Origin of the sequence: Streptomyces sp. NPDC048623 (assembly GCF_040650755.1) — a bacterium.
In the GTDB taxonomy this organism is placed as follows: Bacteria; Actinomycetota; Actinomycetes; order Streptomycetales; family Streptomycetaceae; genus Streptomyces.
Window position 1 is genome coordinate 234,021 of record NZ_JBEZHV010000007.1, and the last position, 21,014, is coordinate 255,034.

Consider the following 21,014-nt stretch of genomic DNA (forward strand, 5'->3'; position numbering starts at 1 on the left):
ACGCGAGGGCGGAGATCGCGGAGACTCAACTCCCGAACCGCCCGACAAGTTGGGCGGCGCGCCGCTCCACCCAGGTGGCCCGAATGGAGTACTGTGGCGAGCCCTGGGTCCGGACTCCCTCATGGGTGTCCGGAATCGACGGAAGGGGGCCGAAGGTGGCACTCGAACCGGCGGCGCCACGGCACCGCACGGACGCCCGCGACACAGCGTGACGGCCAGTCACTCTGCGTGGCATTCAGGTAACCGTGCCATAACGGCGTGCCAGGGTCCATGCCCGACACGCCGGGCAACTCGGCAGGGTTGTGGCAGGCTGCACCCGGGCAGGCCACACTCGACTAGCGGAAGCAGCGACGCACGTGACGTCGGCAGGCACCACCCGGGAGGTTCCCATGCCCGAACTGCGTGTCGTGGCCGTCTCGAACGACGGCACACGACTGGTGCTGAAGGCTGCTGACAACACGGAGTACACACTTCCGATCGACGAGCGGCTGCGTGCCGCGGTCCGCAACGACCGCGCCCGGCTCGGTCAGATCGAGATCGAGGTGGAGAGCCACCTCCGCCCCCGCGACATCCAGGCCCGGATACGAGCCGGTGCCTCCGCTGAGGAGGTCGCTCAGCTCGCCGGCATCCCCGTCGACCGGGTGCGCCGTTTCGAGGGCCCGGTGCTCGCCGAGCGCGCCTTCATGGCGGAGCGGGCCCGCAAGACTCCCGTGCGCCGGCCGGGCGAGAACACCGGTCCCCAGCTCGGCGAGGCGGTGCAGGAGCGGCTGCTGCTGCGCGGTGCCGAGAAGGACACCGTGCAGTGGGACTCCTGGCGGCGCGACGACGGCACCTGGGAGGTGCTGCTGGTCTACCGGGTCGCGGGCGAGGTGCACACGGCGAGCTGGACGTACGACCCGCCCCGGCGGCTCGTCCAGGCCGTCGACGACGAGGCGCGGGCGCTGATCGGCGAGACCGACGACACCCTCGCGGCCGTGCCGGAGCCGAGCTTCCCGTTCGTACCGCGGATCGCCCGGCTGCCCCGGGACCGGCCGCTGGACCGCGCCCTCGACCGGCAGATCGAGCGTGCGCCCGCCCCGGTTCCCGAGCCGGAGGACGAGCGCGACTCGCTGACCAGCCTCCTGGAGGCGGTGCCGAGCTTCCGCGGCGACCTGGTGGTGCCCGAGCAGCCGAGCAGCGAGCCCTCGGACGAGGTCGCGGCCGAGGAGCCGCCGGCCCCGGCGGCGTCCGCGGGCGCCGGTTCCGCCTACGCGGACGTCCTGATGCCCCGGGCCGTCTCCGGCCACCGCGACCGGCTGATCGGCACCACGGACCGGCAGGCCGAGGCCGACGGCGTCCGTCCGGGCCGCCGCGCGGCGGTCCCCAGCTGGGACGAGATCGTCTTCGGCACCCGCCGCAAGAAGCAGTCGGACTGACCTTCGGACCGGCCTGTCGTACGGGGAAGGGCCCGCGCCACGGTGGTGGCGCGGGCCCTTCCCCGTACCGCCGGCTACTGCGGGTCCGGGCCCGTCGCCACCGGGCGGGCCGGGTCGGAGGACCACTCGGACCAGGAGCCGGTGTAGAGGGCGGCGTCGAAGCCCGCGATCGCCAGGGCGAGCACCTCCTGGGCGGCGGAGACGCCGGAGCCGCAGTAGACGCCCACCTCGGTGTCCGGCCCGGCGCCCAGACCGGCGAACCGGGCGGCCAGGGTCTCGGCCGGCAGGAAGCGGCCGTCCGCGGCCACGTTCTCCATCGTCGGGGCCGAGACCGCGCCGGGGATGTGGCCGCCGATCCGGTCGATGGGCTCCACGTCGCCCCGGTAGCGCTCGGCCGCGCGCGCGTCGAGCAGCAGGCCCGAGCGGGCGAGTGAGGCCGCGCCGTCCGCGTCGAGCATCCGGAGCCCGCCCGGCCGCGGCTCGAAGTCGCCCGGCACGGGCACGGGCACGTCCTTGGACAGCTCCCCCGTCCACGCGGCGAGACCGCCGTCCAGGACCCGGACGTCCGGGTGCCCGGCCCAGCGCAGCAGCCACCAGGCGCGGGCCGCGCCCCAGCCGAGCCCGCCGTCGTAGACCACGACCGGGGTGCCGGCCGAGACGCCCGCCCGGCGCATCGTGGCGCCGAAGGCGGCCAGGTCCGGCAGCGGGTGCCGCCCGCCGGCCCCGGGCGGTCCCGCGAGTTCGGCGTCCAGGTCCACGTACACGGCGCCGGGGAGGTGACCGGTCTCGTACTCCGGCCGTCCGGGCGGGCCGCCGACGGCCAGATAACGCACGTCCAGGAGGACCGGCGGCGTCGCCCCGGCCGATTCGCTCGCGAGTTCGCTTGCGGAGATGATGGGCTTCATAGGAGCCATCCTCGCGCAGCCCGCCCCCTGAGGGACGGCGCCCTCCCGAATCGTCCGGAGGCGCGCGGGCCGCGCCGTGGTGCCACCATCGGGACGGGACGGACGCCCGGTGCATGTGTACGGCGGGCGAAGCGCGGGCAGTGACCCGCCAGAGGCCCTCCGTACGGCCCGCCGGTCCCGGCGTGTGGGGCCACTGGCGAGAAGAGAGTGACGATGACCGAGGCGACTCGGCGCACACCCGGTACACCCTGTTGGGTGAGCTTGATGGTGCACGGACTTGACGCGACGCGGGAGTTCTACGCCGAGCTCTTCGGCTGGGAGTTCACGCCCGGTCCGGAGCAGCTCGGACCGTATGTGCGCGCGCTGCTCGACGGCCGGGAGGTGGCCGGGATCGGCCAGCTGCCGCCGGACCGGCATCTGCCGATCGCCTGGACCCCCTATCTGGCCACCGACGACGCCGACGACACGGCGGAGACCATCCGGTGCTGCGGCGGCACGGTCGCGGTCGGCCCGCTGGACGCGGGCGAGGCCGGGCGGCTCGCGATCTGCGCGGACCCGGCGGGCGCCGTCTTCGGCGTCTGGCAGGCCGACGCCCATCACGGCACGGCGGCGGCGGGTCCGCCCGGCACCCCGGTGTGGAACGAGCTTCTGACGTACGAGACGGCCTCCGTCGGCAAGTTCTACGGGACGGTCTTCCCGTACGAGGTCGAGCCGGTGGTGTCCGCGGACTTCGACTACCTCACCCTCCACCTCGACGGGCGGCCGGTCGCCTCGCTGCACGGGGTGGGGACGGCGCTGCCCCGTGACCGGGGCGCGCACTGGATGACGTACTTCGAGGTGGCCGACGTGGACGCCTCCGCGCGCCTGGTCACCGAGCTGGGCGGCCAGGTGGTCCGCCCGCCGCGCGAGGGCACGGCGGGGCGGCTCGCCCTGGTGGCCGACCCGGAGGGCGCGGTCTTCACGCTGGTCAGGTCGGCCGGTCGGACGTAACACCCGCTAGGCGCGGGCCGGGACCTTCAGCTCCAGTTCGGCGAGGCGCTCGGCCGGGAAGTGGTGCGCCAGGGCCGGGTCCGTGCCGTGCTCCGCGAGATAGGCGGCCGTCTCCTCGCGCAGGCCGGGGTGCGCGGTCGGGCGCATGCAGTAGCCGACCGCGCGGACCAGCGGCGCGAGGCTGTCGGGGGCGGCGCCCGGCACGGCGGGCGCCGTGTCGCCCTCCAGGTCGGGCACGAGGTGGTCGACGACCGTGAGCGGGACCCGGTTGCTGTTCTCGTACGGCGTGAGGCGGTCCAGGACCGTGCCGGTGCCGACCCGCGCGATGGGCACGCCGAAGTAGACGGCGGCGGTCAGCATGGCGGTGGAGAAACAGCCCACGACCAGGTTTGGACGGCATCGTTCGTAGAAGGTCTCGGCGAGCAGCGGGCCGTCCAGGACGGTGAGGTCGACGCCGGTGCGGGCGGCCTCCTCGTGCAGCGCGGTGGAGTAGCTGGCGGGGGCCGTCGGGTGCGGCTTGAAGACCACGGCACGGTGGCCGGCCGCGGCGGCGCCGCGCAGCATCCGTACGTGCAGGTCCTCCTCCTCCTCGACGGTGAGGATGCCGAGGACGGCGAGATACTGGCCGAGGAGCAGGGCGGTGGGCGCGGCGGCGGTCGCGACGCTGAGGGCCGCGTTCTCCGCCGAGCTCTCCGAGGCCGTCGCGATCTCCCGCAGCACCGCGCGGAAGGCCTCGTCGGGGACGAGCTCGGCGCCGACGCCGTACTCGGTGAGGAGCAGCGGCCGCAGGCCGGGAACCAGGTCGAGGTGGAGCACCCGGCGGATGCGGCAGGCGATGGACTGGGGCAGTTCGTCACGGGTGGGGCCGTAGCTCATCAGGCCGTCCGCGTAGACGTGGACGGAGCTCTCGGCGAACACGGCGGCGAGCGCCTTGGCCGGGTTGACCTGGATGGACTCGACGACCAGCTCGACCGGGGCGGTGCCGAGGTCCCAGGCGGTGCGCAGCACCCGCTGCCAGAGCGGGGCCTCCTCGGGGCGGGGCGCCCAGGAGCTGGGGTGGTGCGGGTGTACGGCCTCGTTCCAGTCGAGGACGCCGTCGAAGCGGCCGGCGACCTGCTCGTAGCCGGTCATGGTCTCCATGCGGACGGCGGTCTCGGGGATCTCGGCGTTGTTGGAGACGAGCAGCAGGCGGCGGGCCCCGCCGGGGGCGCCGAAGCGGCCGGCGTCGATGGCGGCGGCCACGGTGGCGGCGCCGTACAGCGTGGACACCTGGAAGATCTGGACGGGTGTCCGTTCCGTGGTCGGCATGCTCAGGCGGCCTTTCCGGTGTCGCGCAGGCTCTTCAGGACGGTGCTGCGGGGGGTGTCCATGGTCGTGAGGGTCTCGTCGAGGACCTGCTGCGGCATCCGGCGCAGCGCGTCGGTGACGTCGCGGCGCAGCCGCTTGCCGACGGCCGCCTCGTACTGGTCGGACTTCGCCATGTGGAAGGCGATCATCGCGCAGTAGGTGCGGACGGCCTTGGGCAGGAAGCGGTCGGCGTCGCGGTCCCGGGAGACCTCGTCGAGCAGCAGGTCGTAGGACGGGATGAAGTCCAGCTGCCGGTTGTCGGTGATCTGGGTGAGCGAGGTGGTGACTCCACGCCGGTAGAAGACGCCGTGCAGGGAGAGCGCCGCGTAGCTGGTGGCGTTGAGGTGGAGGCGCCAGATCCAGAGCCGGTCCTCGGCGGTGCGCAGCTTGGTCTCGAAGCGGCCGGTGCCGTTCTCGAAAAGGCGGGCGCTGTAGACGCCGAAGGGCACGAAGGGGTAGTCGACCATGGTGATCATGCTGGACGGGGCGATGCCGTCCCGCGGGTCCATGGCGGCGTCGCGGACCTTCGCCGGGGCGTAGCGGATCTGCCGGGTCCGGTCCGTGGACAGGACGTGGTCGGTGCGCGCGAAGTCGACGCCCAGGCGGTGGATCCCGGTCACCATGGCGCGCAGGTGCCCGGGGGCGTACCAGTCGTCGCCGTCGAGGAAGGTGATGTAGTCGCCGGTGGCGGCGTCGATACCGGTGTTGCGGGCCTGGGCGACGCCGAGGTTGGTCTCGTGGCGGATGACGGTGGCCTGCGGGATGCGGCTCTTCCAGCGGTCGAGGAGGTCCGGCGTCTCGTCGGTGGAGTGGTCGTCGATCAGCAGGAACTCGGTGTCGTCGTCCGCGTTGTCGGCGAGACTGCGCAGGGTGTCGGGGGCGTAGGGCCCGACATTGTGGAAGGGCACGACGACGGACAGTTTCGGCACTCGGATTCACCAACTCGCTGATCGGTACTGGTCGGGCAGGCTAGACAGGGGTCTTCTCCGTTGAACGAGCCGGATGTGCACGGGCGGTGAACTCCTGCCGTCCGCCGGGTTCACGGGTCCGGCGGCTCCGGTGGAGCAGCGCGGTGAGGAGCAGGGCGAGCAGGGCCGCCGCGCCGACCGCGCCGCCGAGCCTCACGCCCGGCGGGCGGAAGGAACAGGTCACCGACGTGGCCTTGCCGTCGAGAGGGACGGCGAGCAGGCCGAGGCGGCGGTGCGCGGGTTCCAGGGGCGCGTCGCCGGCGGCGCAGCGCCAGCCGGAGATCCGGGGGACGGCGAGCACGGCGGTGCCGGTGCTGCCGGCGGGCAGTTCGGCGGTGAGGGTGTGGCCGGTCGCGCGGACGGCGGTGGCGCCGGTGGCGGTGAGCTCGCGTACGGCGCTGTCGAGCCGCTGCCGTTCCAGGCAGCCGACGGGCCGCGCGGGCAGCTTGAGCCGTGGCTTGGCCTTCGGGTCGGGCGTGAGCTCGATCCGTACGGCGCCGGAGGCGGGGACGGTGCCGAGCCGCTGCATGGGCGCGAGCACGGAGGGCAGCTTGCCGGCGAATCCCACGGCCGGGGTGGCCGAAGTCGTGGACAGGGTGGCGGTGCCCCGGTACCGGGGGGCCCAGAACCAGACCTCGGATCCGGCCGGGCAGCTCGCGGTGAGGGTGGCGCCCGTGCCGTTGGGGGTGTCGGTACGGCGCGGCTCGGCCGGCACCTCGTACACCTGGCGCCCGAGCATCCGCTCCTGGCGGGTGAAGGCGGTGTCGGCGGCCGAGCCGGGCGCGGGGGCCGGCGCGGGCGGGCCGGGGCGGACGGTGACGAGCGGCGGCACGGGGGTGTCGGTGACGGTGATCGCGGCCTCGGGGAGCCGGTCGAGTGCGAGCGGACCCTCGGGCGTCGAGCGCATCCGGGTGCCGATGGAGAAGATCGCGTCGGTGACGGGGTTGTCGAGGCTCACCGGGTGGCGGCCCTTGGCGTAGTAGCCGAAGCCGAGGGCGGAGAGGGTGCGGGAATACGTGTCGGAGGTGAGGCTGCTGTAGTAGTCGGCGCCTTCGCCGCCGACCAGGAGCACGTCGTTGCCGCCGGGGACTTCACCGGGGTCGGTGCGGTGCCGCGGCCAGGCGTCCTTCTCCGCGACGGCGGCGGCCATGTCGGTGTGCCAGGGGCCGATCCTGGGCGACCAGGAGACCTGGCTCAGCTGCTGCTCCTCGATGCGCTCGCCGGTGACCAGGGTCTCCCCCGCCTGCGCGGCGAGCAGCAGGCCGACGGCGAGCACGGGCAGCAGCCGTCCGGCCGGGCGGGACCGGGCGAGCAGCGCGGCCACGGCGGCGAGCATGCCCAGGGCGGCGGCCCCCGCGACGGCCGGATAGGTCCAGCGGTCGATGACGACGCTGCCGGACGCGGCCCCGGCGAGGAGGGCGAGCGCGCCGGCGCCGCTGAGCAGCGCGAGCGGCCGGGGCAGCCCGCCGGCCACGGAGAGCCAGGCCGCCATCAGCAACAGGCCGCACAGCACGAAGGTCTGACGGTACGGGATGCCGTTCGGCGAGGCCCCGGCGTGCCAGAGCAGATGCGTCGGTTCCCACTGCAGGGACAGCGTGACCAGCACGATCGCCGTGACCCAGCCGGCCCGGACGCGGCCGGCGACGGAGCCGTTGAACGGCAGGGTGAGGGCGAGTGCCAGGGCGGGCGTGCCGATGAAGAGGGCGGGCGAGGCCGTGCTCGCCGTGGCGGGCAGGAAGCGGGCGAGGACATCGGTCCAGGCGGCCGGGACGAACGGCGTCGGCGGGGTCGGGTCGGCGGCCTTGGTGCCGAGGAAGATGACGAGGACGAGCGGGGCGGCGAGGCCGATGCCGATGCCGACGGTGCGGGCGGCGCGCAGCAGCGCGGCGGGGCCGGGGCGGCGGATCCTGCTCCCGGACTCGGTGTCGTCGGTGGTGAGCAGCCGGACGACGAGGACGACGGCGGCGCCGATCGTGGCCATGTAGGCGGTGTAGAAGTTTGCGAACCAGGAGAGCGCGACGACCAGCGGCCCGAGCACCGGCCGGCGCCCCTTGCGGGCCCACTCCCCCACCAGGCAGAGCAGCGGGAACGCGACCAGGCCGTCGAGCCACATCGGCACGGTGGCGCCGTAGTTGAAGGTCCAGCCGGACAGTGCGTACGCGGTGCCGAGGATCGCGGCGACCGGCCACGGGCCGCGCCGCAGGGTGAGCAGCAGGGCCGCCATCGCCGCGCCCGCGGTGGCGATCTTGAGCGCGGTGATGACGTACAGGGCGAGTTCGGGGCGGTCGGCCGGGAAGAGGACGACGAGCAGGTCGAAGGGGCTGCCGAGGTAGGTGCCGAAGTCGCCGAGGAAGTTGGTGCCGAAGCCGGAGGACCAGTTCAGGAACAGGTCGCCGTGGCTCTCGCCGAGAAGCAGCGTGCGCCAGTACGCGTGGAACGGCAGGTACTGCTGGCCCAGGTCGACGATGTTGCGGGTCCGGGAGCCGAACGGGTAGCTGCCGGCCAGCCGCGAGGCCAGGCAGAAGAGCACCCCGGTGAGCAGGGCCGCACCGGCCGCCGCCCGCAGCCGAGGCCGGGACGGACGGGACTCGGTCTCGGCTGCTGCGGGTGGCACACGTCCTCCTGGGCGGTCGGCGCACGGGCCTGATCGTCGTAGAGACGCATTACCTCCGAGCTGTGCGACCGCCGCCCGATCAGGAGGAGGTCTCCGGGCACACCGCAGGTGAACAGCCGGTGCACGCGTCCACCAAGCAGATCCGGACATCGCACCCGAGTACCACGCCGTCCACCGCGACGCCCTCACGTACGTCGCGGTGGACGGCCTCCCCGGCTCCCGCTCAGTGGGCGAGCGCTCCGGCGGGCTCGGGCTCGGGCTCGGCCGTGCCGGCGGACCGGGTACGGGTGAGCAGGTAGGTCGCGATGAGCAGCACGGCCGAGAGGGCGGAGGCTCCGGCGAAGAGCAGGAAGTTGGAGCTCACGCCGTAGCCGCCGTCGAGCAGCCAGCCGGCCGTGGTCGGCGCGATCACGGCACCGATCCGGCCGGCGCCGAGCGCGAAGCCGAGGGCCGTACCGCGCAGGATCGGCGGGTAGTGGCCGGCGATCGCCGAGATGATGAGGCACTGGGTGCCGTGGGTCCCGACGCCGGCGAGGATGAGCGCTCCGTACACGACAACGATCGAGGACGGATAGGTCACCAGCGAGGCCAGCCCGAGGGCGGCGCAGGCGGCGCCGATGATCGCGCTGCGCAGCGGGCCGATGCGGGTGGCCACCCAGGCGGTGATCGCCGAGCCCGCGACCGCGCCCAGGTTGAGGGCGAGCAGATAGGTGAGCGGGTTGCTGCCGAGGTCGAAACGCGGCTCGCTCGCGGTCAGCTTCGGCAGCCAGGTGCCCAGGCCGTACCAGGCGAACAGGGTCGCGACCGTCGCGACGCCGAACAGCAGCGTCGCCGGCAGGAACGGCGCGCGCAGGACGGTGCTCAGGGCGGGGCGGTAGGCCGGGGTGGCGGCGTCGGCGGCGGCCTCGGGGCCACCGACGGCATCCTCGGCCACGCTGAGGCCGTAGCGCGCCTCGATGGCCCGGGCCTCGTCGGCGCGGTCCTTGCTGCGCAGCCAGACCGCCGACTCCGGCAGCCAGCGGCCCAGGGCCGCGACGAGCACGAAGCCGCTGAAGGCGAACAGGTAGAGCGCCTCCCAGCCGAGCGCCGGCAGGGTGGGAATGCCGATGATCGCGGCGAGCGCGCCGCCGATCGGGACGCCGGACATCATCGCGGTGGCGCCGACCGAGCGGAACCGGTGCGGGACGAACTCGGCGGCGAGCGCGTTCGCGGACGGCACCAGGCCGCCGAGGCCGATGCCGGCGACGAAGCGCAGCACGCCGAAGACCTCCGCGTTCGGCGCGAAGCCGCACAGGCCGGTGAACAGCGTGAACCACGTGACGCAGGCGAGGATCGTGCGCCGCCGGCCCAGCCGGTCGGCGAGGTTGCCGGCGAACAGCGCGCCGACGAGCATGCCGGCGAACGCGAGGCTGCCGATGGTGCCGGCCTGGCCCGGGGTGAGCTCCCAGCCCGGCTCCTTGAGCAGGGCCGGGATGGTCGTGCCGTAGACGATGAGGTCGTAGCCGTCGAAGACGACGATCAACCAGCACAGCCCGATGACGAGGGCGGCGGGTCTCCAGTGGACGGCCGCTCCGACGGGGCCGCTCGTTGGTGTGCTCATGGTCGCACCGTGCCTGCGCCACAGCCGACGGAACAGAATATTCCGCAGAGCAGAATTATTGAGGAACAAACGGTGACCGGCGGGAAAGTCGGGCCATACGGCGAACGATCTGGCATGCGCCAGGGCAGTCCGGCCCTATACGGGGCGGCCCCGCCGGCGTCTCAGCCGATCAGCTCATCAGCTCATCAGCTCATCAGCTCATCGTGACCGGCAGGACGTCCGGCGACAGGGCCGCCGCCCGTGCCGACGCGCTCGTCATCCGCTTGCGGTGGTGCCGCCGGCACAGCACCTCGTAGCCGACCTCGTCGCCCGCATTGACGTCGCCGACCACGACCTGCGCGCCCTCGACGACCATGGCGCCGCCGACGGTGCGCGCGTTGTGCGTGGCGCGGGCACCGCACCAGCACAGGGCCTCGACCTGAAGGACCTCCACCCGGTCGGCGAGCTCGACCAGGCGCTGCGAGCCGGGGAACAGCTTGGAGCGGAAGTCGGTGGTGATGCCGAAGGCGAAGACATCGAGCTCCAGGTCGTCGACCACCCTGGCGAGCTGGTCGATCTGCTCGGGGGCGAGGAACTGCGCCTCGTCGGCGATCACGTAGTCGCAGCGCCCGCCCTTCGACAGCAGGGTGACGAGATACGCGTAGAAGTCGAAGCCCTCGGCGGCCTCGACGGCGTCGGTGACCAGGCCCAGGCGGGAGGACAGCTTGCCCTCGCCGGCCCGGTCGTCCCGGGTGAAGATCATGCCCTGGAGGCCGCGCGCGGAACGGTTGTGCTCGATCTGAAGAGCGAGGGTGCTCTTTCCGCAGTCCATCGTTCCGGAGAAGAACACCAGCTCGGGCATGGGAGGTCGGAGACCTTTCGAGATCGGGGATCGGGGAGGGAACGGGTGGGGACTGACAGGAGAAGGGGGCGGCCGTGGGCCTCAGGAGGCCTCGGACCGCACTTCGAGGAGCGGCACCAGCTGCTCCGCCGGGGTCATCGAGCCGTGCATGCCCGCCATCGCGGACTCGTTGGGCTCGTTGACGGACGCGGTGATGGCGAGGTCGCCCTGGGCCGCGGCGACGACATCGCCGATCCGGCCGTACACCCGCTCGTCGATCCGGTCGCCGAACCAGCCGAGCGCGATGGCCTCGTCGCGGCTCGCCACCCAGAAGCGGTCGCCGATGACCTCCTGCCAGCAGGTCAGGACGTCGGACGCGGCGCCGGGGACGGCGTAGACGTGCCGGGCGCGGCCCTCGCCGCCGAGCAGGGCGACACCGGCGCGCAGCTCCCAGTCCTCGTCGAAGTCGATCCGGTGGTCCTCGTCGAAGGGGATGTCCACCATGCCGTGGTCGGCGGTGACATAGAGCGCGGAGCGCGGCGGGAGCTGTTCGGCGAGCCGCTGGACCAGCCGGTCGACGAACATCAGCTGGCCCTGCCAGGCGTCGGAGGCGACGCCGAAACGGTGTCCGGCGCCGTCCAGTTCGCTGTAGTACGTGTAGACGAGCGAGCGGTCGCCGGCGGCCAGCTGCTCGGCGGCCAGGTCCATCCGCTCCTCGCCGGTCAGGCGCCCGTGGAAGGTGCCGCCGCTGAGCGCGATCTTGGTGAGCGGGGTGTCCTGGAAGGCGGGCGAGGAGACCTGGGCGGTGTGGATGCCGGCCTCGTCGGCGAGCCGGAAGACCGTCGGGTACGGCTGCCAGACCTGCGGCGGGGCCCAGGGCTTCCAGCGCAGCTGGTTCATCAGCTCGCCGGTGGCCGGGTTTCGGACGGTGTAGCCGGGCAGCCCGTGGGTGCCGGGGAACTGTCCGGTGCCGACGGAGGCGAGCGAGGTCGCGGTGGTCGCGGGGAAGCCGGCGGTGATCGGGCGGCCGGTGCCGCCGCGGGAGGAGCCGAGCAGCGAGGTCAGATAGGGCGCCTCGTCCGGGTGGGCGAGGATCTGCTCCCAGCCGAGCCCGTCGATGAGGAAGACGCAGTTGCGGTCGGCGGGCGTCAGCTCCGCGATCCGCGGTGTGCAGCCGGCCACGCCCTGGCCGGCGACCAGGGTCGGCAGGAGGTCGGCGAGCGAACCGCTGCCGTACTCGGGGAGCGGCGCGGTGGCGGGGTCGAGCGGTACCGGCTCGTCGGGCCAGCCCTGGGCGACGGCCGTGGGCTGCACCATCAGCGGGCGGCCGGGGTCGTCGCGGTGGCCTCGGAGAGCGCCTGGGCGAAGGCGAGGGTCTGCCGGACGGTCTCCGGGCCGTCGCCGGCGTCGCTGACCCGGAGGCTGAGGTCGTCGGCGGTGGAGTTGCCCGTGTAGCCGTGGTCGGCGTCGCAGTTGGGGTCGCCGCAGGCGGCCGGCTCCAGGTCGATCCGGGAGACGGCGCCCCAGCCGATGGTGAGGACGACCTCGCGGGGCAGGGTGCCCGGGGTGTACGACTCGGGGTTGGCGACGACACGGCTGACGACGATCGAGGAGATCCGGTCGAGCTTCACGGACTCGGTGGAGGTCGTGGCGTACGGCGTCGGGGAGCTGTTGTCGGCGGACTGCTCGTCGGTGTGGCTGACGATGAAACGGTTGGCCGTGAGCACGAGCACGGTGACGTGCCGCCGCACCTCGTTGGCGTCGAAGGTGGTCTCCTGGTGGACCACGTACGACGTGACGGCCTCGCCGCCGACGGCGGCCTCCACCGCCTCGGCCACGAGGGCCGGGTAGTAGCCGCTGCGCTCGATCGCCGCGCGCAGCCCCTGGGTCGTCGTACCGGTCTTCGCCATGGGCTCCATCCTACGGCCCGCAGGGGCCCCCTCAGGCCCCTGCGGCCCGCCCGTGGCGCCGGTCACGGTGGACCCTCATAGGCCGGGAGGCTGCGCGGGCCGAGGTCGGTGCGCGGCGCGGGCGGGGCGAGACGGAGGGTGGCGCCGAGGACGGAGAGGCCGCGCGGGGCGACGACCACGGGTTCGAGGGAGACCGCGACGACCTCGGGGTGGTCGTCGACGAGGCGGGAGACCCGCAGCAGCAGTTCCTCCAGGGCGGGGGTGTCGACGGGTGCGGAGCCGCGCCAGCCGAAGAGGAGGGGCGCGGTGCGGATGGAGCGGACGAGTTCGGCGGCGTCCCGGTCGGTGGCGGGGACGAGCCGGTGGGACATGTCGCCGAGGAGTTCGGAGGCGGCGCCGGAGATGCCGAAGGAGAGGAAGGCGCCGACGGCGGGGTCGATGGCGGAGCGCACGACGGTGTCGACGCCCCGGGGGACCATGGCCTGGACGACCGGCTGGAGCTCCTCGGGCTTGCCGAGGGTCGCGGTGAGCTCGGCGTACGCGGTGCGCAGCTGCTCCTCGGTGGCCAGGTCGAGGCGTACGCCGCCGAGGTCGGGGCGGTGGCGCAGATGGGGCGCGGTGGTCTTGAGGGCGACGGGCAGGCCGAGCCGGGCGGCGGCCCGTACGGCCTCGTCGGCGCTGGGCGCGGGAAGCGTGGGCAGCACCTCGATCCCGTAGTGGCCGAGCAGGGCGCGGGTGGCGTCGGCGTCGAGGGTGACGCCGCGCGGGTCGGCGTCCGGTCCGCCGAGGGCGCCCTCGATGAGGGCGGCGGCGCCGGGCTCGTCGATGCGGTCGAACTCGGGGACGCGGCCGGGGTCGGCGGCCTGGCGGCGCCACTGGGCGTAGCGGACGGATGCGGCGAGGGCGCGGACGGCGCGCTCGGCGGCGGGGTACGCGGGGATGACGCCGGGCTCGGGGGCCGCGGGGGCGACGGGGGGCTCCGGCGCGGCCGCGGCTGCCCGTACGGCCGGGGCCTGCGGCGCGGCGGCGGAGGAGGCGGCGGAGGAGGCGGAGGCGGTGCCAGGTTCAGGGGCGGTGCCGGGCTCAGCGGCGGCCCCGGGCTCAGCGGCGGTCGTCCGGGCCGCGCGGCGCGCCGGGCCCGTGCGGGCGGCTTCGGACAAGGCTTCGGCGAGTGCGCCCATCTCCACATGGACGACGACCACCGGCTTGGCCGGCCCGGGCGCGGCGGTGACGGCGGAGCGGAGGGCGGCGGCGAGCACCTCACCGTCGCCGGACTCGGTGGCTCCGTTCTCCCCGACCCAGGGGATCGCCGTGACGACGACGGCGTCGCAGGCGTCGTCGGCGAGGGCGGCGTTCAGCGCGGTGCGGAAGTCGGCGGGGGTGGCGCCGGTGGTGAGGTCGCGCGGCCGCAGCGGGCGCAGTCCCTCGGTGAGGCAGGCGTCGTAGGCGAGCAGGCCGAGGGACTCGGAGTTGCCGAGGATGGCGACCCGGGGGCCGGCCGGCAGCGGCTGCTCGGCGAGCAGGAGGCCGGCGTCGACGAGTTCGGTGACGGTGTCGACGCGGATGACGCCGGCCTGCCGCAGGAGCGCGGAGACGGTGGCGTGCGGGATACGGGTGACGGGGACGCGGTGTCCGGGCGGGGCGCTGCCGCTGTGCCGGGCGCCCTTGACCACCACGACCGGCTTGACGGCGGCGGTGCGGCGGGCGAGCCGGGTGAACTTCCGGGGGTTGCCGATGGACTCCAGGTAGAGGAGCACGACGTCGGTGGCGGGGTCGTCGTACCAGTGCTGGAGCAGGTCGTTGCCGGAGACGTCCGCGCGGTTGCCGGCGGAGAGGAAGGAGGACAGGCCCGCGCCGCGCCGGTGCAGTCCGGCGAGCAGGGCGATGCCGATGGCGCCGGACTGGGTGAAGAGCCCGATCCGGCCGGCGGCCGGCATCTGCGGGGCGAGGGAGGCGTTCAGGCGGACGGACGCGGCCGTGTTGATGATTCCGAAGGCGTTGGGCCCGATGATCCGCATGCCGTACGAGCGGGCCTGGCGGACCAGCGCGCGCTGGCGCTCGCGGCCCTCGGGCCCGCTCTCGGCGTAGCCGGCGGACAGCACGACCAGGCCGCGCACGCCGTGCTCGCCGCAGTCGGCGACGGTCTCGGGGACCCGCTCGGCGGGGACGGCGACGACGGCGAGGTCGACGGGTTCACCGATGGCGGCGACGGAGCGGACGGCGGGGACGCCCTCCAGTTCGTGCGGTCCCTCGTCCAGGGCGGCGTTCACCGCGTGGACGCGGCCGGTGTAGCCGGCGTCGAGGAGGTTGCGCAGGACGGTGCGGCCGACGCCGCCGGGGGTGCGGCCGACGCCGATCACGGCGACGGAACCGGGGGCGAGGAGGCGCTGTACGGAGCGGGCCTCGGCGCGCTGTTCGCGGGCGCGCTGGACGGCGAGGGAGCGGTCGGTGGGCTCCAGGTCGAGGTGGAGGTGGACGGTTCCGTCCTCGAAGCTGCGCTTCTGGGTGTACCCGGCGTCCGTGAACACCTTGATCATCTTGTTGTTGGCGGGCAGCACCTCGGCGGCGAACCGGCGGATCCCGCGCTCGCGGGCGACGGCCGCGATGTGTTCGAGCAGCGCGGAGGCGACGCCGCGGCCCTGGTGGGCGTCCTGCACGAGGAAGGCGACCTCGGCCTCGTCGGCGGGCGCCGAGGCGGGGTGGCCCTGGTCGTTGATCCGGTCGTAGCGCACGGTGGCGATGAACTCGCCGCCGACGGTCGCCGCGAGGCCGACCCGGTCCACGAAGTCGTGGTGGGTGAAGCGGTGCACGTCCTTGGCGGACAGGCGCGGGTAGGGCGCGAAGAAGCGGTAGTACTTCGACTCGTCCGAGACCTGCTCGTAGAAGCTGACCAGCCGGTCCGCGTCGTCGGCGGTGATCGGCCTGATCCGCGCGGTGCCGCCGTCCCGGAGGACGACATCCGCTTCCCAGTGGTCCGGATACGCGTGCTCCGGCTGCCCCGACTGCTCCGAACCCCTCTGCATGGGGCAAGCCTACGGCCGGGGTCCGACAGGGGCACGGGTCGCGTGGCCCCGGTCCGCCGGGCAGTCTAGGGAGGGCCGAACGGCCGTCCGGCCGGGGCCGGAGGTCGGTACGAGCACCTCGTCACCCATGAGAGACTGGTCTAGACAATCGCTGAAAGTTGAAGGGCAACCACCATGGCTGAGCGCCGCGTCAACGTCGGCTGGGCCGAGGGCCTGCACGCCCGCCCCGCCTCCATCTTCGTCCGTGCCGCCACGGCCTCCGGCGTCCCCGTGACGATCGCCAAGGCGGACGGCAACCCGGTCAACGCCGCGTCCATGCTCGCGGTGCTCGGCCTGGGTGCCCAGGGCGGCGAGGAGATCGTGCTCACTTCGGAGGCCGACGGCGCCGAGATCGCGCTCGACCGCCTGGCGAAGCTGGTCGCCGAGGGGCTCGACGAGCTCCCCGAGACCGTCTGACCCGTCACCTCCCCGACGACGGATCACGGAACGCCGTGTCCCCCGGCTCCTCCCGGGCGGACGCGGCGTTTTCGTTTTCCCGCACCTTTCGTGTGCCGTCTACACTCCATTCCCGCTTCCGCGGGAATGCACGGACGAATTCAGGGCAGCACGAAACGGGCCGGGGAATTCTCACCTCTTTGTATACGGCGCCCGCGTTAATTCCGCGGTCCCGCACTGTTTACGGCATGTTGCGAAACCCTCACGCGCGGCCGGTCCGTCCGTTTCAGACGGTGCAGCGGGACCGACCGCTCCACGTGCAGCGCGGTCAGCGCGCGGGCCCGCTCGGCGTCCCGGCGGGCCACCGCGTCCACGATCGCCCCGTGCTCGGCCCACGCCTCGGCGGGCCGCTCGGCCGGCTCGACCGCGTACATCCAGGCGATCTTGTGCCGCAGCTGGGTGAGCAGCGTGGTGAGCGGCGGGCTGCCCGAGGCCTGTGCCAGCGTCTCGTGGAACCAGCCGCCGAGCGCGGCCAGGTCCGCGCCGCGCCCGTCCCTGGCGCGCTCCTGACCGATCCTGACCAGGCCGCGCAGGACCTTGAGGTGGGCGTCGGTGCGCCGCTGCGCGGCCCGCGCGGCACCCATCGGTTCCAGCAGGGAGCGCATGTCGAGCAGATCGGCGGCCTCCTGCTCACCGGGCTCGGCGACATGGGCGCCGGCGTGCCGGCGGCTCACCACGAAGCCCTCGGACTCCAGGGTGCGCAGCGCCTCGCGGACCGGGACGCGGGAGACCCCGTAGCGGCGGGCCAGCTGCTCCTCGGTGAGCCGGGCGCCCCGCGCGTACACCCCGGAGACGATGTCGTCCCGGATCGCCGTGCATACCGATTGCGCGGGAATGCGCATCTGAGACCTCCGATTTCGTCCGCGTCCTGCGACTCTATTGCAGGACGCCGGAAATTCCGACGGCGCCCGTTGGAAACGGACGCAAAAATGCCCCGACTCGAAACCAGCCGGGGCATTTTTACTGAAGTGGGACCGTCAGACGCTCACGCCGCGGGCGCGGAGGTAGCTGATCGGGTTGATGTCGGAGCCGTACTCGGCGGTGGTGCGCGCCTCGAAGTGGAGGTGCGGGCCGGTGGAGTTGCCGGAGGAGCCGGAGACGCCGATCTGCTCGCCGGGGGTGACCTTCTGGCCGACGTACACGCGGATGGCGGAGAGGTGGCCGTACTGGGTGTACGTGCCGTCGTTCATCCGGATCACGATGTTGTTGCCGTAGGCGCCGCCCCAGCCGGCCTCGACGACGGTGCCGGAGCCCACGGAGACGACCTTGGTGCCGTAGGCGGCGTGGAAGTCGATGCCGGAGTGACTGCCGGAGGACCAGAGCGAGCCGCCGGCCTTGTAGCCGGTGCTCACGTACGAGCCGGCCACGGGGAGCTGGAAGGAGGCGAGGCGCTTGCGCTCGGCCTCACGGGCGGCGCGCTCCTTGGCCTCGCGGATCTCCTTGGCGCGGGCCTCGGCCTTGCGCTTGGCCTCGGCGGCGGCCCGGACGCGGGCGGCCTCCTCGGCGGCGGCCTTCTCCTGGGCGGACGCCTGGGCGTCGACCCGCTCGGCGAGGGACTCCTCGGCGATCACCTGGGTGAGGCCGGTGTCCTCCACGGAGGGGCTCTCCGTGTCGGCGGCGAGCGCCGGGGAGGCCAGGGTGCCGATGACGCCGGTGGTGGCGAGAGTCGCCATGCCGGCGAAGCCCGCGCCGCGGCGCGCCATCCGGCTCGAACCACGATGCTTCCCGGTGGCACGGGTGAACGCCATGTAGTGGCTGGTCCTTTCCTTCCCTCTCGCCTACCGGGTTAGCTGACGGGTTCGGAGCAGGAAGGTCTCCTACGGGCCCCTCCGCGCGGAGCGAAGGCGTCCGATTCACCCCAGGGACTGCGTATGGGTCCCCGGCTCCCCAGGCTCGCGCCTTGCGGGGACTCGGCGATGACTGTCCGTTGCCGCGGACGCGGCGTCGTGCAGTGGCCGGACAGCCGCATCGACGCTAGGCCGATCACCTTTCAATAACCAAACGGACACGGGTTTTTGTAAGACATGCCACAGGGCATTCACCCACAGCACTCTGCAATACGGACAAACAGGAGGACCCCGACGAACCAGCCGTCGGGGTCCCTGTGACGGCGGCTCAATCAGCCGGTGACGACGGTCACTTCGCCGATGCCGAGCGCCCGCACCGGGTCCGCGATCTGCGCCGCGTCGCCGACGAGCACCGTCACGAGCCGGTCCACCGGGAAGGCGTTGACGACCGCGGCGGTCGCCTCCACCGTGCCCGTCGCGGCGAGCCGCGCGTACAGATGGGCCTGGTAGTCGTCCGCGAGGTGCTGCTCGACCTGGTCGGCGAGCGTCGCCGCGACCGAGGCGGCCGTCTCGTACTTGAGCGGGGCCACGCCCACCAGGTTCTGCACGGCGACGTCACGCTCCGTGTCCGTCAGCCCCTCGGCGGCCAGGGTGCGCAGCACCTTCCACAGGTCGTCGAGTGCCGGACCGGTGTTGGGGGTGTCGACCGAGCCGCTGATGGCGAGCATCGACGCGCCGTGGCCCTCGCCGTCGGAGCGCAGCACCTGGCCGAAGGCCCGTACGCCGTAGGTGTAGCCCTTCTCCTCGCGCAGGACGCGGTCCAGGCGGGAGGTGAGGGTGCCGCCGAGGCAGTACGTGCCGAGCACCTGGGCCGCCCAGACGCTGTCGTGGCGGTCGGCGCCGACGCGGCCGATGAGCAGCTGCGTCTGCACGGCGCCGGGCCGGTCCACGATGACGACCCGTCCGGTGTCGTCGGCGGTGACGGGCGGCATCGGGCGCGGCGCGGCGGGCTTGCCGCTCCAGGTGCCCAGGGTGTCGGCGAGCTCCTTGTCCAGGTCGACACCGGTGAGGTCGCCGACCACGACGGCCGTGGCGGCGGCCGGGCGCACATGCGCGTCGTAGAAGGCGCGCACGGCGGCGGCGTCGATCGCGGCGACGGTCTCCTCGGTGCCCTGGCGCGGCCGGGACATGCGCGCGCCGGCCGGGAACAGCTCCTTGGAGAGCTGCTTGGCGGCGCGGCGGGACGGGTTGGCCGTCTCGTGCGGGATCTCGTCGAGGCGGTTGCGCACCAGGCGCTCGACCTCGCTCTCGGCGAACGCCGGGGCGATCAGGGCCTCGGCGAGCAGGCCGAGCGCCTTGGGCAGCCGGGAGACCGGGACCTCCAGGGAGACCCGTACGCCGGGGTGGTCGGCGTGCGCGTCGAGGCTGGCGCCGCAGCGCTCCAGCTCGGCGGCGAACTCCTCGGCGGTGTGCCGGTCGGTGCCCTCGGACAGGGCCCGGGCCATGATCGTGGCGACACCGTCCAGGCCCTCGGGCTCGGCGTCGAGCGGCGCGTCGAGGAAGATCTCGACGGCCACCACCTGCTGGCCGGGGCGGTGGCAGCGGAGCACCGTGAGCCCGTTGTCGAGCGCGCCGCGCTCCGGGGCCGGGAAGGCCCAGGGCTTGGCCTCGCCGGCCTGCGGCTGCGGGTGGAACTCCATGCTCGTCAAAGACGCGGCAGCGTCGGTCACTGGTCCGCTCCCTCTTCCTCGTCGCTGTCGGTCTCGTCGGCCGTGCCGCCCACCGGCTCGTAGACGAGCACGGCGCGGTTGTCGGGCCGCAGCCGGGCGGCGGCGACCTCGCGCACCTCGTCGGCGGTGACGTCGAGGACCCGGTCGACGGCGGTCAGCGCCAGCTGCGGGTCGCCGAACAGCACCGCGAAGCGGCAGAGTTCGTCGGCGCGGCCGGCGACGGTGCCGAGCCGGTCGAGCCACTCGCGCTCCAACTGGGCCTGGGCGCGCTCCATCTCCTCGGCCGTGGGGCCGTCGGCGGCGAACCGGGCGAGCTCCTCGTCGACGGCCGCCTCGATCGCCGGCACCTCGACGCCGCCGGAGGTCTTGACGTCCAGCCAGCCGAGCGAGGGCGCGCCGGCGAGCCGCAGCAGGCCGAAGCCGGCGGCGACGGCGGTGCGGTCGCGGCGCACGAGCCGGTTGTGCAGCCGGGAGGACTCGCCGCCGCCGAGGACGGTGAGGGCCAGGTCGGCCGCGTCGCACGCGCGGGTGCCGTCCTCGGGCAGCCGGTAGGCGGCCATCAGCGCGCGCGCCGGGACCTCCTCCTCGACGACCTCGCGCAGCTGGCCGCCGATGACCTCGGGCAGCGAGCCGTCGCGCGGCGCGGGCTTGCCGTCGTGCGCGGGGATGGAACCGAAGTACTTCTCCACCCAGGCGAGGGTCCGCTCCGGGTCGATGTCGCCGACGACCGAGAGCACCGCGTTGTTCGGCGCGTAGTACGTGCGGAAGAAGTCCCGCGCGTCCTCCAGGGTGGCGGCGTCCAGGTCGGCCATGGAGCCGATCGGGGTGTGGTGGTACGGGTGCCCGTCCGGGTACGCGAGGGCGGTGAGGCGCTCGAACGCGGTGCCGTAGGGCACGTTGTCGTACCGCTGGCGGCGCTCGTTCTTGACGACGTCCCGCTGGTTCTCCATAGAGTCGTCGTCCAGGGCGGCGAGCAGCGAGCCCATCCGGTCGGCCTCCAGCCAGAGCGCGAGCTCCAGCTGGTGCGCGGGCATCGTCTCGAAGTAGTTGGTGCGCTCGAAGCTCGTGGTGCCGTTGAGCGAGCCGCCCGCGCCCTGCACCAGTTCGAAGTGGCCGTTGCCGTGGACCTGCTGCGAGCCCTGGAACATCAGGTGCTCGAAGAGGTGGGCGAGACCGGTGCGGCCCTTGACCTCGTGCCGGGAGCCGACGTCGTACCAGAGGCAGACCGCGGCGACCGGGGTCAGGTGGTCCTCCGACAGCACCACGCGCAGGCCGTTGGCCAGCCGGTGCTCGGTCGCTGTCAGGCCGCCGGAGCCGGCCTCGGCCGCAGCCGTGTGACCCATGGGCATGTGTCCCCTTCGATCGCGATCGGGAAAAAGTCCTGCCACTGTATGCAAGCGCGCCGACACC

General features: G+C 73.6%; 16 protein-coding genes and 1 riboswitch. Of the genes, 3 read left to right on the plus strand and 13 right to left on the minus strand.

All coding sequences use genetic code 11. From position 1 onward, the window contains the following. Positions 1 to 356: 356 nt before the first annotated feature. A complete protein-coding gene (gene sepH / locus AB0C73_RS13390) occupies positions 357 to 1,415 on the plus strand; it encodes a septation protein SepH (RefSeq protein WP_362528489.1) in 1,059 nt (352 codons plus the stop codon). Positions 1,416 to 1,489: 74 nt separating this feature from the next. On the opposite strand, the gene AB0C73_RS13395 is transcribed toward sepH, so the two are convergent. Then, positions 1,490 to 2,320 (minus strand): sulfurtransferase, encoded by an 831-nt coding sequence (locus tag AB0C73_RS13395; protein ID WP_362528491.1) that lies wholly within the window; start codon positions 2,318 to 2,320, stop codon positions 1,490 to 1,492. 213 nt (positions 2,321 to 2,533) lie between these two features. Here AB0C73_RS13395 and AB0C73_RS13400 point away from each other — a divergent pair, with 213 nt between their 5' ends. Then, entirely contained in the window at positions 2,534 to 3,310 is a 777-nt protein-coding gene (locus AB0C73_RS13400; protein WP_362528494.1) for a VOC family protein, read from the plus strand. Between the two features lie 6 nt (positions 3,311 to 3,316). Here AB0C73_RS13400 and AB0C73_RS13405 read toward each other — a convergent pair whose 3' ends face one another. The 8 genes from AB0C73_RS13405 to AB0C73_RS13440 all read right to left on the minus strand — a co-directional run bounded on the left by AB0C73_RS13405 (position 3,317) and on the right by AB0C73_RS13440 (position 15,592). Next, positions 3,317 to 4,618 carry a polysialyltransferase family glycosyltransferase gene (locus AB0C73_RS13405; protein ID WP_362528497.1) on the minus strand — a complete coding sequence of 434 codons (1,302 nt, stop codon included), beginning with the start codon at positions 4,616 to 4,618 and terminating at the stop codon, positions 3,317 to 3,319. Between the two features lie 2 nt (positions 4,619 to 4,620). Further along, positions 4,621 to 5,586: a glycosyltransferase family 2 protein gene (locus AB0C73_RS13410; RefSeq protein WP_362528499.1), complete on the minus strand. Its 966-nt coding sequence runs from the start codon at positions 5,584 to 5,586 to the stop codon at positions 4,621 to 4,623. Positions 5,587 to 5,626: 40 nt separating this feature from the next. Beyond that, positions 5,627 to 8,239 carry a YfhO family protein gene (locus AB0C73_RS13415; RefSeq protein WP_362528502.1) on the minus strand — a complete coding sequence of 871 codons (2,613 nt, stop codon included), beginning with the start codon at positions 8,237 to 8,239 and terminating at the stop codon, positions 5,627 to 5,629. Positions 8,240 to 8,462: 223 nt separating this feature from the next. Further along, entirely contained in the window at positions 8,463 to 9,839 is a 1,377-nt protein-coding gene (locus AB0C73_RS13420; protein ID WP_362528505.1) for an aromatic acid/H+ symport family MFS transporter, read from the minus strand. Between the two features lie 193 nt (positions 9,840 to 10,032). Then, positions 10,033 to 10,680 (minus strand): thymidine kinase, encoded by a 648-nt coding sequence (locus AB0C73_RS13425; protein WP_362528508.1) that lies wholly within the window; start codon positions 10,678 to 10,680, stop codon positions 10,033 to 10,035. An 81-nt stretch (positions 10,681 to 10,761) separates the two neighbouring features. Further along, positions 10,762 to 11,976 carry a nucleotide pyrophosphatase/phosphodiesterase family protein gene (locus tag AB0C73_RS13430; RefSeq protein ID WP_362528511.1) on the minus strand — a complete coding sequence of 405 codons (1,215 nt, stop codon included), beginning with the start codon at positions 11,974 to 11,976 and terminating at the stop codon, positions 10,762 to 10,764. Then, the gene (locus tag AB0C73_RS13435) at positions 11,976 to 12,569 is read right to left on the minus strand and encodes a DUF5998 family protein (protein ID WP_362528513.1); all 594 of its coding nucleotides are present in this window, start codon (positions 12,567 to 12,569) and stop codon (positions 11,976 to 11,978) included. The genes AB0C73_RS13430 and AB0C73_RS13435 overlap by 1 nt, the downstream gene beginning before the upstream one ends. A gap of 62 nt (positions 12,570 to 12,631) precedes the next feature. Next, positions 12,632 to 15,592, minus strand: a complete 2,961-nt coding sequence (locus tag AB0C73_RS13440; protein WP_362528515.1) for a GNAT family N-acetyltransferase — start codon at positions 15,590 to 15,592, stop codon at positions 12,632 to 12,634. A 174-nt stretch (positions 15,593 to 15,766) separates the two neighbouring features. Between AB0C73_RS13440 and AB0C73_RS13445 the strand changes: the two genes are divergently transcribed. Then, entirely contained in the window at positions 15,767 to 16,048 is a 282-nt protein-coding gene (locus AB0C73_RS13445) for an HPr family phosphocarrier protein (protein WP_362528518.1), read from the plus strand. 197 nt (positions 16,049 to 16,245) lie between these two features. Here AB0C73_RS13445 and AB0C73_RS13450 read toward each other — a convergent pair whose 3' ends face one another. From AB0C73_RS13450 to AB0C73_RS13465, 4 genes are all read right to left on the minus strand, one after another. After that, positions 16,246 to 16,929 (minus strand): GntR family transcriptional regulator, encoded by a 684-nt coding sequence (locus AB0C73_RS13450; protein WP_362528521.1) that lies wholly within the window; start codon positions 16,927 to 16,929, stop codon positions 16,246 to 16,248. Positions 16,930 to 17,064: 135 nt separating this feature from the next. Next, on the minus strand, positions 17,065 to 17,835 hold the full coding sequence (locus tag AB0C73_RS13455) for a M23 family metallopeptidase (RefSeq protein WP_362528523.1): 771 nt from the start codon (positions 17,833 to 17,835) through the stop codon (positions 17,065 to 17,067). A gap of 12 nt (positions 17,836 to 17,847) precedes the next feature. Further along, positions 17,848 to 18,013: riboswitch (cyclic di-AMP (ydaO/yuaA leader) on the minus strand. A gap of 193 nt (positions 18,014 to 18,206) precedes the next feature. Next, positions 18,207 to 19,574: a pitrilysin family protein gene (locus tag AB0C73_RS13460; protein WP_362528715.1), complete on the minus strand. Its 1,368-nt coding sequence runs from the start codon at positions 19,572 to 19,574 to the stop codon at positions 18,207 to 18,209. Positions 19,575 to 19,600: 26 nt separating this feature from the next. After that, positions 19,601 to 20,947, minus strand: coding sequence for a pitrilysin family protein (locus AB0C73_RS13465; RefSeq protein WP_362528526.1), 1,347 nt, complete (start codon positions 20,945 to 20,947; stop codon positions 19,601 to 19,603). Positions 20,948 to 21,014: the final 67 nt, after the last annotated feature.

What these genes read in the sequence shown, in the direction of transcription:
- AB0C73_RS13440 (WP_362528515.1), bottom strand. Translation starts at nt 15,592, where the DNA reads ATGCAGAGGGGTTCGGAGCAGTCGGGGCAGCCGGAGCACGCGTATCCG.
- AB0C73_RS13420 (WP_362528505.1), bottom strand. Translation starts at nt 9,839, where the DNA reads ATGAGCACACCAACGAGCGGCCCCGTCGGAGCGGCCGTCCACTGGAGA.
- AB0C73_RS13430 (WP_362528511.1), bottom strand. Translation starts at nt 11,976, where the DNA reads ATGGTGCAGCCCACGGCCGTCGCCCAGGGCTGGCCCGACGAGCCGGTA.
- AB0C73_RS13450 (WP_362528521.1), bottom strand. Translation starts at nt 16,929, where the DNA reads ATGCGCATTCCCGCGCAATCGGTATGCACGGCGATCCGGGACGACATC.
- AB0C73_RS13460 (WP_362528715.1), bottom strand. Translation starts at nt 19,574, where the DNA reads ATGGAGTTCCACCCGCAGCCGCAGGCCGGCGAGGCCAAGCCCTGGGCC.
- AB0C73_RS13405 (WP_362528497.1), bottom strand. Translation starts at nt 4,618, where the DNA reads ATGCCGACCACGGAACGGACACCCGTCCAGATCTTCCAGGTGTCCACG.
- AB0C73_RS13435 (WP_362528513.1), bottom strand. Translation starts at nt 12,569, where the DNA reads ATGGCGAAGACCGGTACGACGACCCAGGGGCTGCGCGCGGCGATCGAG.
- AB0C73_RS13425 (WP_362528508.1), bottom strand. Translation starts at nt 10,680, where the DNA reads ATGCCCGAGCTGGTGTTCTTCTCCGGAACGATGGACTGCGGAAAGAGC.
- AB0C73_RS13465 (WP_362528526.1), bottom strand. Translation starts at nt 20,947, where the DNA reads ATGGGTCACACGGCTGCGGCCGAGGCCGGCTCCGGCGGCCTGACAGCG.
- AB0C73_RS13445 (WP_362528518.1), top strand. Translation starts at nt 15,767, where the DNA reads ATGGCTGAGCGCCGCGTCAACGTCGGCTGGGCCGAGGGCCTGCACGCC.
- AB0C73_RS13395 (WP_362528491.1), bottom strand. Translation starts at nt 2,320, where the DNA reads ATGAAGCCCATCATCTCCGCAAGCGAACTCGCGAGCGAATCGGCCGGG.
- AB0C73_RS13400 (WP_362528494.1), top strand. Translation starts at nt 2,534, where the DNA reads ATGACCGAGGCGACTCGGCGCACACCCGGTACACCCTGTTGGGTGAGC.
- AB0C73_RS13455 (WP_362528523.1), bottom strand. Translation starts at nt 17,835, where the DNA reads ATGGCGTTCACCCGTGCCACCGGGAAGCATCGTGGTTCGAGCCGGATG.